This is a genomic window from Brevundimonas sp. FG8 (assembly GCF_057808845.1).
On record NZ_JBMDIU010000006.1, the window covers coordinates 125,328 to 139,478 of the forward strand.

18 protein-coding genes are annotated in these 14,151 nt (G+C 70.0%); 11 read left to right on the forward strand and 7 right to left on the reverse strand.

The window, feature by feature from the left end; all coding sequences use genetic code 11:
* Position 1: 1 nt before the first annotated feature.
* Positions 2-841 carry a helix-turn-helix transcriptional regulator gene (locus ACODRV_RS12070; protein ID WP_488908482.1) on the reverse strand — a complete coding sequence of 280 codons (840 nt, stop codon included), beginning with the start codon at positions 839-841 and terminating at the stop codon, positions 2-4.
* A gap of 92 nt (positions 842-933) precedes the next feature.
* On the opposite strand from ACODRV_RS12070, the gene ACODRV_RS12075 reads away from it, so the two are divergent.
* Together ACODRV_RS12075 and ACODRV_RS12080 are read left to right on the forward strand one after the other, a co-directional pair.
* Positions 934-1,836, forward strand: a complete 903-nt coding sequence (locus tag ACODRV_RS12075; protein ID WP_488908483.1) for an SDR family oxidoreductase — start codon at positions 934-936, stop codon at positions 1,834-1,836.
* A gap of 604 nt (positions 1,837-2,440) precedes the next feature.
* Positions 2,441-3,133, forward strand: a complete 693-nt coding sequence (locus tag ACODRV_RS12080) for a YkgJ family cysteine cluster protein (protein WP_488908484.1) — start codon at positions 2,441-2,443, stop codon at positions 3,131-3,133.
* A 105-nt stretch (positions 3,134-3,238) separates the two neighbouring features.
* Here the strand turns inward: ACODRV_RS12080 and ACODRV_RS12085 are convergent, their stop codons facing one another.
* Positions 3,239-3,502: an Atu4866 domain-containing protein gene (locus ACODRV_RS12085; protein WP_141626826.1), complete on the reverse strand. Its 264-nt coding sequence runs from the start codon at positions 3,500-3,502 to the stop codon at positions 3,239-3,241.
* Between the two features lie 131 nt (positions 3,503-3,633).
* Positions 3,634-4,173, reverse strand: coding sequence for a nuclear transport factor 2 family protein (locus ACODRV_RS12090; protein ID WP_488908485.1), 540 nt, complete (start codon positions 4,171-4,173; stop codon positions 3,634-3,636).
* Between the two features lie 195 nt (positions 4,174-4,368).
* Here ACODRV_RS12090 and ACODRV_RS12095 point away from each other — a divergent pair, with 195 nt between their 5' ends.
* Complete coding sequence (locus ACODRV_RS12095) at positions 4,369-5,313, forward strand: AraC family transcriptional regulator (RefSeq protein WP_488908486.1); 945 nt, start codon at positions 4,369-4,371, stop codon at positions 5,311-5,313.
* 622 nt (positions 5,314-5,935) lie between these two features.
* Here ACODRV_RS12095 and ACODRV_RS12100 read toward each other — a convergent pair.
* Genes ACODRV_RS12100 through modA form a run of 3 tightly spaced genes read right to left on the reverse strand, consistent with a single transcriptional unit; the run spans position 5,936 to position 7,959 of the window.
* Complete coding sequence (locus ACODRV_RS12100) at positions 5,936-6,601, reverse strand: ATP-binding cassette domain-containing protein (protein ID WP_488908487.1); 666 nt, start codon at positions 6,599-6,601, stop codon at positions 5,936-5,938.
* Positions 6,598-7,293, reverse strand: a complete 696-nt coding sequence (modB, locus tag ACODRV_RS12105; RefSeq protein WP_488908488.1) for a molybdate ABC transporter permease subunit — start codon at positions 7,291-7,293, stop codon at positions 6,598-6,600. Before modB ends, ACODRV_RS12100 begins: the two co-directional genes overlap by 4 nt.
* Positions 7,294-7,959 carry a molybdate ABC transporter substrate-binding protein gene (gene modA / locus ACODRV_RS12110; protein ID WP_205750732.1) on the reverse strand — a complete coding sequence of 222 codons (666 nt, stop codon included), beginning with the start codon at positions 7,957-7,959 and terminating at the stop codon, positions 7,294-7,296.
* A 146-nt stretch (positions 7,960-8,105) separates the two neighbouring features.
* Between modA and moaA the strand changes: the two genes are divergently transcribed.
* The 6 genes from moaA to ACODRV_RS12140 are packed head-to-tail and all read left to right on the forward strand — an operon-like array spanning position 8,106 to position 12,134.
* Positions 8,106-9,158: a GTP 3',8-cyclase MoaA gene (moaA, locus tag ACODRV_RS12115; RefSeq protein WP_488908489.1), complete on the forward strand. Its 1,053-nt coding sequence runs from the start codon at positions 8,106-8,108 to the stop codon at positions 9,156-9,158.
* A 1-nt stretch (position 9,159) separates the two neighbouring features.
* A complete protein-coding gene (locus ACODRV_RS12120; RefSeq protein WP_141626831.1) occupies positions 9,160-9,414 on the forward strand; it encodes a MoaD/ThiS family protein in 255 nt (84 codons plus the stop codon).
* A 2-nt stretch (positions 9,415-9,416) separates the two neighbouring features.
* A complete protein-coding gene (locus tag ACODRV_RS12125) occupies positions 9,417-9,875 on the forward strand; it encodes a molybdenum cofactor biosynthesis protein MoaE (RefSeq protein ID WP_488908490.1) in 459 nt (152 codons plus the stop codon).
* Complete coding sequence (moaB, locus tag ACODRV_RS12130; RefSeq protein WP_141626833.1) at positions 9,872-10,438, forward strand: molybdenum cofactor biosynthesis protein B; 567 nt, start codon at positions 9,872-9,874, stop codon at positions 10,436-10,438. The genes ACODRV_RS12125 and moaB overlap by 4 nt, the downstream gene beginning before the upstream one ends.
* Positions 10,438-10,938: a cyclic pyranopterin monophosphate synthase MoaC gene (gene moaC / locus ACODRV_RS12135; protein ID WP_488908491.1), complete on the forward strand. Its 501-nt coding sequence runs from the start codon at positions 10,438-10,440 to the stop codon at positions 10,936-10,938. Before moaB ends, moaC begins: the two co-directional genes overlap by 1 nt.
* The gene (locus tag ACODRV_RS12140) at positions 10,935-12,134 is read left to right on the forward strand and encodes a molybdopterin molybdotransferase MoeA (protein ID WP_488908492.1); all 1,200 of its coding nucleotides are present in this window, start codon (positions 10,935-10,937) and stop codon (positions 12,132-12,134) included. The genes moaC and ACODRV_RS12140 overlap by 4 nt, the downstream gene beginning before the upstream one ends.
* A 249-nt stretch (positions 12,135-12,383) precedes the next feature.
* Here the strand turns inward: ACODRV_RS12140 and ACODRV_RS12145 are convergent, their stop codons facing one another.
* Positions 12,384-12,776, reverse strand: a complete 393-nt coding sequence (locus tag ACODRV_RS12145; protein WP_488908493.1) for an ester cyclase — start codon at positions 12,774-12,776, stop codon at positions 12,384-12,386.
* Positions 12,777-12,976: 200 nt separating this feature from the next.
* Between ACODRV_RS12145 and ACODRV_RS12150 the strand changes: the two genes are divergently transcribed.
* Both ACODRV_RS12150 and ACODRV_RS12155 read left to right on the forward strand, forming a co-directional pair.
* On the forward strand, positions 12,977-13,636 hold the full coding sequence (locus tag ACODRV_RS12150) for a TetR/AcrR family transcriptional regulator (protein WP_488908494.1): 660 nt from the start codon (positions 12,977-12,979) through the stop codon (positions 13,634-13,636).
* A gap of 120 nt (positions 13,637-13,756) precedes the next feature.
* On the forward strand, positions 13,757-14,140 hold the full coding sequence (locus ACODRV_RS12155; protein WP_488908495.1) for a winged helix-turn-helix domain-containing protein: 384 nt from the start codon (positions 13,757-13,759) through the stop codon (positions 14,138-14,140).
* Positions 14,141-14,151: the final 11 nt, after the last annotated feature.

Consider the following 14,151-nt stretch of genomic DNA (forward strand, 5'->3'; position numbering starts at 1 on the left):
ATCACGCCAACATCGCGCCGGGCGCTCGCGTCTCGATCAGTCGCCGCAGCCGAGACGCATCGTCTTCCCCCACGGGATTGTAGACGACCAGGGCAAGCTCGGGACGGCCGCTGACGGCGAAGGTGGAAAACTCCAGCTCGATTCCCCCGACCTCGGGCGGGTTCAGGCGCTTGACGCCGCCTCCGGGCGCCGCGACGTCGTCGCCCCGCCACAGCGCCTCGAACTCGGGACTCTCGCGGGACAGCTCCTCGGCCAGTTCGGTCATCTCGACGCCCGCGCCGGCGCGGGCCGCATCGGCGCGGAAGGTCGCGACAACGAAACGCGCCACGCTCCACCAGTCGTCCTGCGCCGCCCGGCCACCCGCATCCCGGAAGATCAGCCTCAGGACATTCCGCTCCCGGAGCGGCAGGGCTCCATAGTCGTTCAGCGCGATGGCGGCCCGATTCCAAGCCACCACATCCCAGGTCGCCGTCTTGATGATGGCGGGACTCCAGGGCATGGCGTCGAGCACCCGCTGCAGTCGCGGCGTAATCCCCTCGCCCGGCCGATAGCGGACATCCGGCGCCCGCCCCAGACCGATCAGGAACAGATGCTCACGTTCCGCCTCGGTCAGCATCAGGGCGGTCGCGAGCCGTTCGAGCGCATCCGCCGACGGCGCCCCGCCGCGCCCCTGCTCAAGCCAGGCATACCAGGTCGGGCTGATGCCCGCCCTCTGCGCCACCTCCTCCCGCCGCAAACCGGGTGTTCGGCGCCGGCCGACCGGGTAGCCGAGCGAGACCGGCTCCAGGGCCGAACGGCGGCTGCGCAGATAGGCCCCCAGTCGACCCTCGGAGTCTGACATCGGATTAAACCTTATAACAGGATAAGATCACGACTTTAACACGGTAATCAGACACGGCACACACCGTTCCTCATTTCCCGAGGAGACAAGAGATGCGCGTGTTCATCACCGGAGCGACCGGCTTTATCGGCTCGCAAATCACCGCCGAACTGCTGTCGGCAGGGCACGAGGTGCTCGGCCTTACAAGGTCTGTGCGCGGGGTGGCGGCCCTTGAGGCCGCAGGCGCGGCGGCTCACCGCGGCGACATCGATGACCTCGACAGCCTTCGCGCCGGCGCCGCCGACAGCGACGCGGTGATCCATACCGCCTTCGATCACGACTTCAGCCGTTACGCCGCCAACTGTGAAAAGGATCGTCGCGCCATCGCCGCGCTCGGCGAGGCGCTGGGGCGGGGCGAACGTCCGCTGATCATTACGTCTGTCACCGGCATCGGCTCTTCCGCGCCGGGCGAGCCCGCCGCCGAGGGCCATCTCGACCTGGCCCACCCCATTCCCCGGGTTGCGTCCGAACAGGCCGGAGAAGCCCTCAAGGCCGAGGGCGTCAATGTCATAACGGTCCGGCTTCCCCAGGTGCACGATACGGTCCGGCAGGGGCTAATCTCGCCCTTTATCGACATCGCTCGAGCCAAGGGCGTCTCCGCCTATCTCGGCGCAGGCGCCAACCGGTTCTCCGCCGCCCATGTATCGGACGTCGCACGGCTCTACCGTCTCGCTCTTGAAGGCGGTCACCGGAACGCGCGCTACCACGCCGTCGCGGAAGAGGGCGTCACGCTGCGCGCGATCGCCGAAGTCCTGGGCGCCGGTCTCGGAGTGCCCGTCGTCTCCATCCCGGAGCACGAGGCCGGCGACCATTTCGGGTATATGGCGCCCTTCGCCGGTCTCGACCTGATCGCCTCCAGCGCCTGGACCCGGGACCAACTGGGCTGGACGCCCGAGGGTCCGGATCTGCTGTCGGACCTGCGCGCCATGGAGTACACGCCGCTCCAGGCGGGTTGACGGGCCTTTCGCACGGCCGGGCAATTTCGGAGCCCTGGGCAAGTTTCTCGGCCATAAGGGCATCGCCGCCGGGGACGTCCGCCTCTAGCCTCTCTCTCATGGTGACGGCGACAGCGGCCCCTCGAAACCGCTGTCCCGTCATTCCAGACATCGGATCGGCTTCGCCTTCCCCCGGCCCGCCGATCCGGCAGGGATCGCCCCTTCCCTGACCTCAGGCGATCCCCCGCAAGGCCACCGAGGCCCTCCCCCCCCAGCCTCGGTGGCCGTCCTGGGGCCGAACGGCCGGCAATCCCGCCGCCGCCATTTTGAACGCTCACGCCCTGGCCCGCGCCGCGCGACCGACCGGCGAAGAGCCTCTGACCTCGTCTGCCCCGAGCCGCAGCGGGCGTGCGCGCGCCGACTCGTTCGGGATGGCGGAGGAAGAGGCAAGACAAAGCGAGGATCGCATATCCCGTTCGTCCGCTTGAGGCGGGATGCTCTCGTCACCGTCGCCTTTCCGCCTGCCTTTCGCGCGCTCGTCGCCCGGGAACGGCGGCCGGCGCGTCGGCGTCGAGGGAGGCCCAGGTTGGACACATTGAACAGAGCGCACGCGGTCGATCGCGTTGTGGGCGAATTCGCCGAGGTCGGAGCCCTGACCCGATCCGTCGCCGCGCGCTTCGAAGGCGTCTTTCACACCTATCGCGAAGAACTCCAGCAGTTGGCCGACGCCGCGCCGACACTCGCGGATGCGGCGCGCGATGTGATCGCCGTCCTCCAGGCCGCCGGCTCGGCCTTTTCGGCGGCCTTCCCCAACCAGCCCGCCACAGACTGCGCCGCCGGCTGCGCCTTCTGCTGTCACCTGCCGGTGGCCGTCCCGCCGGGCGTCGCGGAGGCGATCCGGGATCACGTGGCCGAGACCTTCCCCAGCGAGGCGCGGTCCGCCCTGCTGGTCCGGCTCCGCGCCGCCGAAGCTCTCGCCGCCGTCGCCGACCCAACACGTCTGCGCCACCGGTGCCCGCTCCTGGGCGCCGACGACCGCTGCTCCGTCTATCCGGTCCGCCCGATCTCGTGTCGCGCCTTCACCTCGCCGTCGGCGAGGCGGTGCGAGGCCCTGATCGCCGGAGCGGCGCCGGAAGGCGGCATTCCCCAGAACGCCTCCCTCTTCCGGCTGCACAGGGACGCCACGGCCGTGCTTGAACAGACCGCGCGCGGTCGCGGCGCGTCCCCCATGCAGAAAGATCTGGCCGGCGCCCTGCTCGACGCGATGGGCCGTCCTTCGCCGGACGCGCCCCCGCCCGCGCCGGGAAGCCTCGCATAGCCGGCCGCCGGCCGGGCCGACGCGCGAAGGGACGCCTTGAACTCCAACGGCGCTCCGTCGGCCGAGCTCCCCCCGGAGCTGACGGCCCGATCGCCTGCGGAGGCGTCACCGGAGAGGGTCGGACGCGCCCGTGCGTTCGCGGCGGAACACCATTCCCCCGTGTCGAAGTTCGTCTTCGCTGACGAACGTGCCGTCCGCCGTGAAGCCGGTATCGTCCCAGTAGTCGATATGGGTCCCGCGGACCTCGTAGCGGCCCTGGTAGGCGCTTCGGCGGGAGCCCCGAGCTTCATCGTAGCGTCCGTCCGAACGCAGTTCCTGGCGGATCCGTCCGTCTTCGGTGACCCACATGCCGACATAAGGGTGTTGCATCGTCGTCTCCTGTCCTGAAAAGAGGGCGTCAACGGCCCGGGACCCGGTCGTCGCGAACCCGGCCGCCCCGAATCCGGCGACCGCCAGAGCAGTCGCCGCGCCGAAACTCGTCCGGCGCGTCCGACCGGGCGTCACGGCCGACCTCCGTCGACCGGCGCCGGGAGCGGCACCCGGCGCAGGATGTCGTCATAGGGTGCGAGGTCGAGGAAGGCGTTGACCTCCACGGCCCTGCCGTTCTCCAGCCGCAGGATCCACGCATAGGTGTTGCGATAAGACGCGCCGTCCGCGGCCGTCGTCTCCCCGACCCAGTTGACGATCACGTGGTCTCCATCCGCCCAGACCCGGTGAGAGACCGGCCGCACCGGCGCGATGAGCCGCGCCGAGAAGGGCGTGACGGCCTGCGCCACGAAATGGTCGCGGCCTCGGAAGGTCCCGGCGCTGGGGCCGGACCCCTCAATGGTCCAGACGACATCGGGCGACAGGACCGTTTCGAAAAAATCGCCGCGGCCCGCGGCCCACCGGTCAAAGGCGGCCGTAACGAGCCGCCGGTTGTTTTCCGTGATCGAGGCCCCGGGCGCAGCGGAGCGGCTTGACGCAGCCGGCGGCGGCGCGGTGGTCGCCGCGTGGGCGAACGCCGCCGAAGCGGGCCCGCCGGTCGCGGCGAGCGCCAAGGCGCCGGCCAAACAGGCCCAGGGTCTCCGTGGGAAAGCGGTCGTCATCGGCTTGGTCTCCTGTCAGTTCCGGCCCCTTCATCTGACGTCCGGAGGGTCGGAACGGATAGGCCGGTTGTCCGGGATGCTTGCACGATCGTCCGGATGTGACCGGCGGCGCTTCGCCGACGAGCGCCCAGGTGAGATAAGGCGGTCATGGACCGCCTCTCGACCCTCGTGGACCTTATCGGACGCCATGCGCCCGGCGACGGCGCGTTCACCTCCCCGCTGCCGGGCGTGAAGCTCATCCGCGCCTCCGCCCCCACCCTGCCGATGCCGGTGATCTATGAACCCACGATCTGTATCGTCGCCCAAGGTCGCAAACAGGCCGCGCTCGGCCGGACGCGCTACATCTACGACCCGGCCCGCTATCTGACGGCCTCGATCAACCTGCCGGTGATGGGATCGGTCATCGAGGCCAGCGAGGCGAAACCCTATCTCTGCCTCCAGCTCGATCTGGACGTGACCGAACTCGCGGATCTCGTCCTTCGCCACCCGCCCCCCGCAGGCGCCTCGATCGGCCCGGCGGAGGGGCTGGCGTTGAACGACGTCAGCCCGGCTCTTCTGGACGCCGCCGCCAGGCTCCTCAGCCTTCTGGACACGCCGGACGACCGCGACGCCCTCGCGCCGCTGGTCACGCGCGAGATACTTTATCGCCTCCTCACCGGACCCGGCGGCGGCGTGATCCGCCACATGGTCCAGGCGGACAGCCGGCTCAACCAGATCTCGCGCGCCATCCTGTGGATCCGCGCTCGATACCGGCAGCCCTGCCGCATCGAGGACGCAGCGGAGATCGCGGGCATGAGCCGTTCGACATTCCACGAACATTTCCGGGCGATCACCTCCATGAGCCCGATCGCGTTCCGGACCCAGTTGCGCCTGCAGGAGGCGCGCCGGTTGATGGTCAGCGAGGCCGCCGACGCCGCTAGCGCGGGTTTCGCGGTCGGCTACGACAGTCCGTCCCAGTTCAGCCGGGATTACGCGCGTCTGTTCGGCGCCCCGCCGGCGCGCGACGCCGAACGCCTGCGCAGCGAAAGCGGTGCGCGAGGCCTGCCGACCTTTGGCGACGCGACGGCCGACCGCGAAACTTCGCACGCATGAAACCTCATCCTCATCCGAACGAGCCCGGTCAGTGGACGCTGCTGGAAAGCCGGGGCGGCGCCACCCTGTGGAAGCGGGGCCGGCGTCTGTCTCCGCTTCCCCGGGGGTCGCCGGGGTCGGGCTCACCGACGGGCGCCGCCGCCGCCGTCCAGGACAGACCCGGGGGCGCCGAGGCCCGCAGCGCGGCCTGTTCCGCGACCCAGTCACCAGTTCGTCCTTCTTCAGCGACGCCGCGCGGATGTCCTCGGCGTTCATCTCCACCAGCATCTCCAGCAGCTGGCCCTTGGAATGCGGATGCAGGAAGGCGGCGTCCGGCGTCCAGTGCGCGGCGATGTCGGCCCCGCAGACATCGCTGCGTTCCGCCGCCTCGGCGCGCCCCTGCCGGCGCACGTCGTCCGTCCGCGTTTCCCTGACATCCAGACTGATCGCGGCGAGCTCGGCGAGCAGGGCCCTCTGCTCCTCCTCGGGCAGCAGGCCGATCCAAGCGAGGACGGTGTCGCCAGAAGCCTGCCAGGCGGCGGGTCGGTGATCTTCTGCGTGAGGCCGGAGGGCGCGAAGGCGGACGTTAGCCGGCGCGGGCCAAGGACGGCGTGCGGCGATCGACCGGGGCCGTGGGCCGGCCTCAGGCTCCGGCCGCCCCGGCTGCGGGGGAATGCGACGCCGCCCCGACCCGACCGTCGGCGATCTGGATCACGTCCTGCGCGATCAGGTCGAGGTCGCGCGGATCGTGGGACACCAGGATCATCGGCAGACGAACCTCGTCGCGCAGCCGCAGCAGATAGGGGGCGAGCCGCTCCCGGCGCGCCGGGTCCAGGCCCGTGAAGGGCTCGTCCAGAAGGAGCAGTCGCGGCCGCGCCGCCAGCGCGCGGGCCAGGGCGACGCGACGCGCCTCTCCGCCCGAGAGCCCGGCGGGTCGTCGGCGCTCGAAGCCGCGCAAATCCATCAGGTCGAGCGCCTGGGCCACGGTCATCTCGTCTCCGCCGTAGGGTCGCGAGAAGGCGATGTTCTGTTCGACCGTCAGGTGCGGGAACAGACGAATGTCCTGGAACACATAGCCGATCGCGCGCCGGTGGGCGGGTCGGCGCGTCACGGCGTCATTAAGGACCGTGACGTCGTCGATCGCTATCCGCGCGGAACTTTCGGCAAGCAGACCGGCGAGACCGTGGAGGAAGGTCGTCTTGCCGCAGCCGGACGGGCCGACGACCGCCACGGCGTTGTCCGTGCTCTCGAACCCGATATCGAAGCTGAAGTCGCCCCGACGGCCCGTGGCGTGACAGGCGAGACTCATGCGCCGCGCGTCCGCAGGATGCGCCGGTTGGAGATTTCCGAGCCGATGACGGCGAGCACGGAGACCAGAACGGCGATGACGGCCAGGCGCATCGCCGCTCCATCGCCCTCGGCCCGCTGCAGGGCCGAATAGATCGCAACGGGCAAGGTCTGGGTCTCGCCGGGAATGGCCCCGGCGAAGGTCACCGTGGCGCCGAACTCACCGAAGGCTCGCGCGAAGCCCAGCAGGGTCGCCGCCACCAGTCCCGGCGCCGCCAGCGGCAGGGTAATGCGGGCGAACACGGCCAGGCGGGAGGCCCCCAGCACCGAGGCGGCGTCCTCAAGGCCCCGGTCGACACCCTCGATCGCGAGCCGGATGGGCCGAACCACCAGCGGCAGGGCCATCAGGGCTGCGGCCAGCGCCGCCCCGGTCCAGTGAAAGGCGAGCGTCACGCCGAACAGATCGTGGAGGACGCGTCCGACCGGTCCCCGGACCCCGAACAGGCTGAGCAGGATCAGCCCCGTCACCACCGGCGGCAGGACCAGGGGCAGGTTGACCGCCGCCTCAAGGATCCAGCGCCCCGGAAACCGCCTGCGCGCGAGCAGCATCGCCAGACCCAGACCGAGCGGGAGGCAGACGATCAGGGCGGCGGTCGCCACCTTGATTGACAGGCTCAGGGCCTGGAGCTCGAAGTTGGACAGGGGCTCGAACATTCAGGCTGCGGGCATGAAACCATGGCGCCGGAACACCGACGCCGCAGCCGGCGTGGCCAGATAGTCGAGGAAGGCCTGCGCCTTGCGACCGCCGCCGGTCACTTCGGCCGCCGGATAGACGATGGCGGGCTGTTCGGCCGCGCGCGGCTCCATAACGATCCGTATGTCGGTGCGGCGGACGACGTCGCTGCGATAAACCACCCCGAGCGCCGCCTCGCCCCGCGCCACGAAGGCGCGCACCGCACGCACATCGGCCCCGAAGACGAGACGGTCCTTGACCGCGGCCCATCGCCCGGACGTCTGGAGCCAGGTCCGGGCGTAGGCCCCGGCCGGCACGCTGTCGGGATCGCCGATCGCCAGACGGCCGCCCTGGGCCAGCGGCGCGAAGGGATCCGTTTGGTCGGCGGCTCTGGCCTGAGCGATCACGACCAGGTCGTTGCGCAGCAGGTTCACCCGCCGTGTGATCCGCCCCGCCGCGCCCAGGCGATCCATCCATTCGGAATCCGCCAGGATGACTACATCGGCCGGAGCGCCGGCCTGCACCTGACGCGCCACTGCACCGCTGGCGCCGAACGACAGGCGAACCGCGGGTCCCTCGTTCCGCTCGTAGTCTGCCGCGAGTTCGGTCAGGGCGTCGGTCAGGGAGGCGGCGGCGAAGACTGTCACGGTCGCCTCCGGCCGCGGCGGGGCCGCAGGCGTGCAGGCCGCCAGGGCGATCAACGCCAGGCCGATCACGGCCGCCGACAGAGATTTGCGGTTCAGCAGAAAAATCTCGACGCCCTTTCACGAACACCCGTTATAGTCGCTCGAACATGACGGTCATCTACCAGTCTGACAAGGCGACCCCGATCGACCTCGGCGCTGCGGCCCCGCTGGTGGATCCGTTCGGCCGCACCATCAACTACGTCCGCATCTCGGTGACGGACCGTTGCGACCTGCGCTGCCTCTACTGCATGGCCGAAAATCCTGTCTTCCTGCCCAAGGCCGATCTCCTCAGTCTGGACGAGCTCGAGCGCATGTGTGGCGCCTTCATCGATCTCGGCTGCCGCCGGATCCGGTTGACCGGGGGGGAGCCCTTGGTCCGCAAGGGAATGATGGATCTGGTGGCCGCCCTGTCGCGCCGCCTCAGGGCCGGGGATCTGGAGGAGATCACCCTCACCACCAACGGCACCCAGCTCGCCCGCCACGCCGAAGCCCTGGCCGGCCACGGGGTGCGGCGCGTCAACGTCTCCCTGGACACGCTCGACCCCGACAAGTTCCGGCGCATCACCCGTGGCGGCGATCTGGCGGCGGTGATGGCCGGGCTGGAGGCCGCCCGGGCGGCGGGCCTGAGCGTCAAAATCAACACCGTCGCCCTAAAGGGCGACAACGCCGATGAAATCCCCGACCTGATCCGTTGGGCCCACGGACTGGGCATGGACATCACCCTGATCGAGACCATGCCGATCGGCGAGACCGGCGCGGACCGAACGGATCAGTACCTGTCGCTGGCGACCGTCCGCGAGACCCTGGATCGGATCTGGACTCTCACCCCCTCGACGCGACGCACCAGCGGCCCCGCACGCTATATGACGGTGGAAGAGACCGGCGGAACGCTCGGCTTCATCACCCCGCTCAGCCATGTGTTCTGCGAGGCCTGCAACCGCGTGCGGGTGACCTGCACCGGTCAGCTCTTCCTCTGTCTGGGCCAGGAGGATCAGGCGGATCTGCGCCAGGTTCTGCGCGACCACCCGGGAGACGACGCGCCGCTGCGCGAGGCGATCCGGGCGGCTATAGCCATCAAGCCCAAGGGACACGACTTTAGAATAGACCGTCCGGGCGCCGCGCCGGCGGTGTTGCGCACCATGTCAACGACGGGAGGATGAGATGGCGGTCGTGAAACTGTTCGGGACCCTCGGCGACATCGCCGGCTGGTCAGAGGCGACGCTCGACGGCGCGACCCTCGGCCAGATCAAGGCGGCGGCCGCGGGCGACAACGCGCGCCTCGCCGACCATCTCGATCATCGGAGCACCCTGGTGATACTCAACGCCACCCTCACCCCCCACAGCCTGCGCAGCGACGACCTTCCCATAGCACCCGAAGACGAGGTGGCGTTCGGCTCTCCGGTCGGCGGGGGCTGAGCATGATCCGCATCACCCGGGACCCGCTCGACGCGGCCGCCCTTTTGCAGGGCTTCTGCCGCGATCGCTTCGACACCGGGGCGGTGGTCTCCTTCACCGGCCTGACGCGGGCACGCACGGGCGACCGGACTGTCGACACCCTGACGCTGGAAGCCTACCCGGGGTTCACCGAACGGGTGATGGAGGCGATCGAGGCCGACGCCCGCGCGCGCTTCGAGATCCAGGACGCCCTGACAGTCCACCGCTGGGGCGCGATCCCGGTCGGCGAGCCGGTGATCTTCGTCGCCGTCGCCGCCGCGCACAGGCGGCCCGCCTTCGAGGCCGCGGACTTCCTGATGGACCATTTCAAGACCCGGGCGCCGTTCTGGAAACGGGAAGACGGTCCGGACGGCCGCCGCTGGATCGAGCCCCGCGACCAGGACCACGCCGATCTGGCCCGCTGGGCCGAGGAGACCAAATGACCGACACCCTTGCCGACATTGATCTGCCCGCCCCCGGCGGCCGCCTCGTCGATCTGCCCTTCACCCCGGTGCGCATCGCCGTCCTCACCGTGTCGGACACCCGTGACGAGGAGAGCGACACCTCCGGCAAGATCCTTGGCGACCGGATCGTCGAGGCGGGCCATCTCCCCGTCCTGCGCGACATCGTGCCCGACGACGTCGAGGCCATCCGGGCCCGGGTTAGGCGCTGGATCGCAGACGGGGCCGTCGATGCGATCATCACCACGGGCGGCACCGGCCTGACCGGCCGCGACGTCACGCCCGAGGCGCTGGAACCCCTGTTCGACAAGCGGATCGATGGCTTTTCGGTGATCTTCCACCAGGTCAGCTACCAGACCGTAGGCCTGTCCACTTTGCAGTCCAGGGCGACGGCGGGCCTGATCGACGGCGTCTTCGTCTTCTGCCTGCCCGGCTCCAACGGGGCGGTTCGCGACGGCTGGGACAAGGTCATCCGCTGGCAACTCGACAGCCGTCACAAGCCCTGCAACATGGTCGAACTGATGCCCCGGCTGCTGGAGCAATGATGGCGGATCCGAACGCGCCCGCCGGGACCGACCTCACCCATATCGACGCCGACGGGCGCGCCCGCATGGTCGATGTCTCGGACAAGGCGGTGACGACGCGCGAGGCGACGGCGCGAGGCCGGATCGTAATGCGGCCCGAGACCCTGGCGCTGGCCCTGTCGGGCGGCGGAACGAAGGGCGACGTCCGCGCCGTGGCGGAGATCGCCGGCGTCATGGCGGCGAAGCGAACCTCCGACCTGATCCCGATGTGCCACCCCCTGATGCTGACCTCGGTCAAGGTCGCCGTCCGGCCGACCGACGACGGTTCGGGCCTCGAGGCGACGGCGACGGCCCGGACCCAGGGTCAGACGGGTGTCGAGATGGAGGCCCTGACGGCGGCCTCCGTCACCCTCCTGACCCTCTACGACATGCTCAAGGCCGTCGAACGCGAGATGACGATCACCGACATCGCCCTCTTGGCCAAGTCCGGCGGCGCCTCCGGCGACTGGGGCCGGCCGTGAGCCTGCCTTCGGTCGAGACCGCTCGCACGATTATGCTTGCGGGGATCGTTCCGCTGGCGGCGGAAGCCGTCCCCCTTGCCGAGGCCGACGGAGGCTGGCTGGCGGAGCCGGTCACGGCCAGACGCGATCAGCCGCCCTTCGACGCCTCGGCCATGGACGGCTGGGCCGTTCGCGGCGCCGACGTCGGACCGGGCGCGCGGCTCGAGATCGTGGGCGAAAGCGCCGCGGGCCACGATGCGGGCGTGACCCTTCATCCGGGCCAGGCCGCCCGCATCTTCACCGGGGCCGCCCTCCCCCCCGGCGCCGATCGGGTGGTGATCCAGGAGGAGGCCGAACGCGACGGCGAGACCGTCGTCCTGACCGCAGCCCCGGACACCCCGGCCTGGGTCCGTCCGCGCGGCTGCGACTTCCAGGCCGGCACAGTCCTGCTCGAGGCCGGGACCCGGCTCAATCCCTGGCGTCTGGCCCTCGCCGCCTCGGCGGGCCGCGCGACGGTCGTCTGCCGGCGCCGGCCGGTGGTCGCCCTCCTCTCGACCGGCGACGAACTCGTCGCCCCCGGAACCCCCGCCGGTCCGCACCAGATCTACGACGCCTGCGGCCCGGCCCTTGCGGCCTTCGTCCGCCTCAGCGGCGGAACGGTCGTCCACCTCGGCCCGGCCCGGGACGACGAGGCCTCAATCCTGGCCGCCGTCGACGGCGGCGCCTTCGATCTTCTGGTGACGGTCGGCGGCGCCTCCGTCGGCGACCACGACCGCGTCAAGCCGGCGATCCGCTCGGCGGGCGGGCGGCTCTCGGTCGAAGGCGTCGCCGTGCGCCCCGGCAAGCCCGTCTGGTTCGCGCGCCTGGCCGACGGCCGGCCCCTGCTGGGCCTGCCGGGCAATCCCGCCTCAGCCCTGGTCTGCGCAGAGCTGTTCCTTGGTCCCCTGATCGCGGCCCTTCAGGGCGGCTTACCTAACCTTGAGGTCGACCGGGCGGTGCTCGCCGGTCCGCTCGCGGCCAACGGCCCCCGAGAGCACTATATGCGCGCCGTGATCGAGACCGGGCCCGACGGCGTCCGCCGCGCGCGCCCGATGACCGACCAGGACTCCTCCCTCGTCACGGTCATGGCCGCCGCCAACGGCCTTGTGCGCCGCCCCGCCGGCGCGGAAGGGCTCCGGACCGGGGCGGAGGTCGAGGTTCTCATCCCGGCGCGCTGAGCCCAGCGGGAGTCCTCCTTGTCATAGGCCTGCCGACAGGCGTCGACGCCTCGGGAAGTCGCACCGCACCAGGAGGCCGTCCAGCTCGAGATTGCGCAGGGTGAGGGCCGGCACCCTTGGGCGCCCCGCCGCCGCGGACCGTCCAGGCGTCACGAGAGACGGGCGGTGATGCAGATTTCAACGGATCGCCCGGTGCGGTGACGTGGGGGACGCCTTGATGCGCCCTCTTGTCATTGCGCTGATCCCCGTTCAGCCGCCGAGTTGCGCCCGCAAGGCGACGGCGTCATGAACGTTCGACATGTGGGTGAAACGTCCGTCGCGCACGCGGTAGACCGCGAACTCGTTGATCTCGAAAGCCTCGCCCGTGGGCTCGAGTCCGAGGAACGGCAGCACCGGCGTGCCCCGGTTGATCAGCCGGACGGCCAGGTCGTCGCCATTCGCCCCGAACTCCTGGACCTCCCAGAAAAGGTCCGGCACGGCCTCGACCAGGCCAGAGATGGCGGCGATGACCTGATCGCGGGTCGCGCGGTCGCCGAAATAGACGATCTCGTCGCTGACGAAGGCGTCCAGGCGCTGAAACTGGCGCGTGTTAAGCACCTCGATGTAGTCGGCGTAGAATTTTCGGGCGTCGAACGTGGACATTCTCGTCATCCTCTGGCTCCGGACCGGAGCCCTTACGGTGGGGGGAAGGCGTTTTGCAGTGGCCCGCCACGGGGATCGGGATGACCGGCGCCCAGACCCTGGAATCCGGCGCGCGATCATCTCCGCTATTATGTAGCGATCACTACATAAACAGATAGAGACATTGCCAGCGACGGGTCAATCGATTTATGAAGTGATCGATGCAAAAAGAACGCCAGCCCGCAGACAAGACGCGCCTCACGGCCGCGGCGGGCGTGCGGGGCCGGCCCCGCGTCTTTGATCGCGACAGGGCGCTGGCTGAGGCGACCCTGCTCTTCTGGCGCAAGGGCTATGAGGCGACGTCCATTGCGGACCTGACACAGGCAATGGGTGTCGGCACCACCAGTCTGTACGCCGCCTTCGGCTCCAAGGACGCCCTCTACGCCGAAGCCCTCCAGCATTATGTGGATACCTACGGCGATCTCGCGCTCGGCCGATTCCGAGCGGCGGCGACGGCGCGCGAGGCGGCCTCCGCCTACCTCCTCGACTCTGCGGCGGTCCTGACCGGGTCGGTTCCCGACCTTCCCAGAGGCTGCATGGCCACCTTGGCTACGGTCTCAAGCGAGGGCCATGAGGCCCTGGCCGACGTCGTGCGCCTCAATCGTCTCGGAGGCTTTCACATGCTGCGGGACCGTTTCGCCAGAGGCGTCGATCAGGGCGACCTCCCCCCCACGACGGATGTGTCCGGTCTCGCGACCTTCATCCAGACCGTTCAGAGCGGAATGTCCATCCTCGCCCGGGACGGGGCCAACCGGGCGGCTCTGGAGCGCGCGGCGGAGATCGCGCTGTGCGGATGGGACCGGTTTGTGGACGGCGCCTGAGGCCTCCGCTCCGGCGCGGCGGTCCGGCATTCCCGTGCGTTCGTCCCGGAGTCTTGTCCATTCCTCTTTCTGTCGGCTCGATGCGGCGTGTAGGACGGAGAGGGAACAGGAGGGCCTCGGATGCTGGCGCGTGTCGGACCGGTGAAACTGCGGCTGCAGGTGATGAGCGCCGAGACAGGCGCGATGGGTCCGGGCAAGGCTGCGGTCCTGGAAGCGATCCGGACGCATGGCTCCATCACAGGCGCGGGACGCGCCCTCCGGATAAGCTACAAACGCTGCTGGGCCCTGGTAGACGAGATGAACCGCTGCTGGCGCACGCCTCTCGTGACAGCCGTTCGGGGCGGTCCGACCCAAGGCGCTCTTCTGACAGAAGAAGGCGCGCTAATCCTGGAGGCCTTCCGCGCCCTTGAGCAGCGGCTGACGGCGGCGACCCGCGACGATCCCGCCTATGCGACGCTGGTCGACCACCTTCGCGACACGCCCCTGCCCCCCGCCGGCTCCTGACCCCCGCTTCG

Excerpts from the sequence above, each read along its gene's own strand:
- moaB (WP_141626833.1), top strand. The coding sequence starts at position 9,872 with ATGACCGACACCCTTGCCGACATTGATCTGCCCGCCCCCGGCGGCCGC.
- ACODRV_RS12095 (WP_488908486.1), top strand. The coding sequence starts at position 4,369 with ATGGACCGCCTCTCGACCCTCGTGGACCTTATCGGACGCCATGCGCCC.
- ACODRV_RS12155 (WP_488908495.1), top strand. The coding sequence starts at position 13,757 with ATGCTGGCGCGTGTCGGACCGGTGAAACTGCGGCTGCAGGTGATGAGC.
- ACODRV_RS12120 (WP_141626831.1), top strand. The coding sequence starts at position 9,160 with ATGGCGGTCGTGAAACTGTTCGGGACCCTCGGCGACATCGCCGGCTGG.
- ACODRV_RS12085 (WP_141626826.1), bottom strand. The coding sequence starts at position 3,502 with ATGCAACACCCTTATGTCGGCATGTGGGTCACCGAAGACGGACGGATC.
- ACODRV_RS12125 (WP_488908490.1), top strand. The coding sequence starts at position 9,417 with ATGATCCGCATCACCCGGGACCCGCTCGACGCGGCCGCCCTTTTGCAG.
- ACODRV_RS12075 (WP_488908483.1), top strand. The coding sequence starts at position 934 with ATGCGCGTGTTCATCACCGGAGCGACCGGCTTTATCGGCTCGCAAATC.
- ACODRV_RS12150 (WP_488908494.1), top strand. The coding sequence starts at position 12,977 with ATGCAAAAAGAACGCCAGCCCGCAGACAAGACGCGCCTCACGGCCGCG.
- modB (WP_488908488.1), bottom strand. The coding sequence starts at position 7,293 with ATGTTCGAGCCCCTGTCCAACTTCGAGCTCCAGGCCCTGAGCCTGTCA.
- ACODRV_RS12100 (WP_488908487.1), bottom strand. The coding sequence starts at position 6,601 with ATGAGTCTCGCCTGTCACGCCACGGGCCGTCGGGGCGACTTCAGCTTC.
- ACODRV_RS12145 (WP_488908493.1), bottom strand. The coding sequence starts at position 12,776 with ATGTCCACGTTCGACGCCCGAAAATTCTACGCCGACTACATCGAGGTG.
- moaA (WP_488908489.1), top strand. The coding sequence starts at position 8,106 with ATGACGGTCATCTACCAGTCTGACAAGGCGACCCCGATCGACCTCGGC.
- ACODRV_RS12070 (WP_488908482.1), bottom strand. The coding sequence starts at position 841 with ATGTCAGACTCCGAGGGTCGACTGGGGGCCTATCTGCGCAGCCGCCGT.
- moaC (WP_488908491.1), top strand. The coding sequence starts at position 10,438 with ATGGCGGATCCGAACGCGCCCGCCGGGACCGACCTCACCCATATCGAC.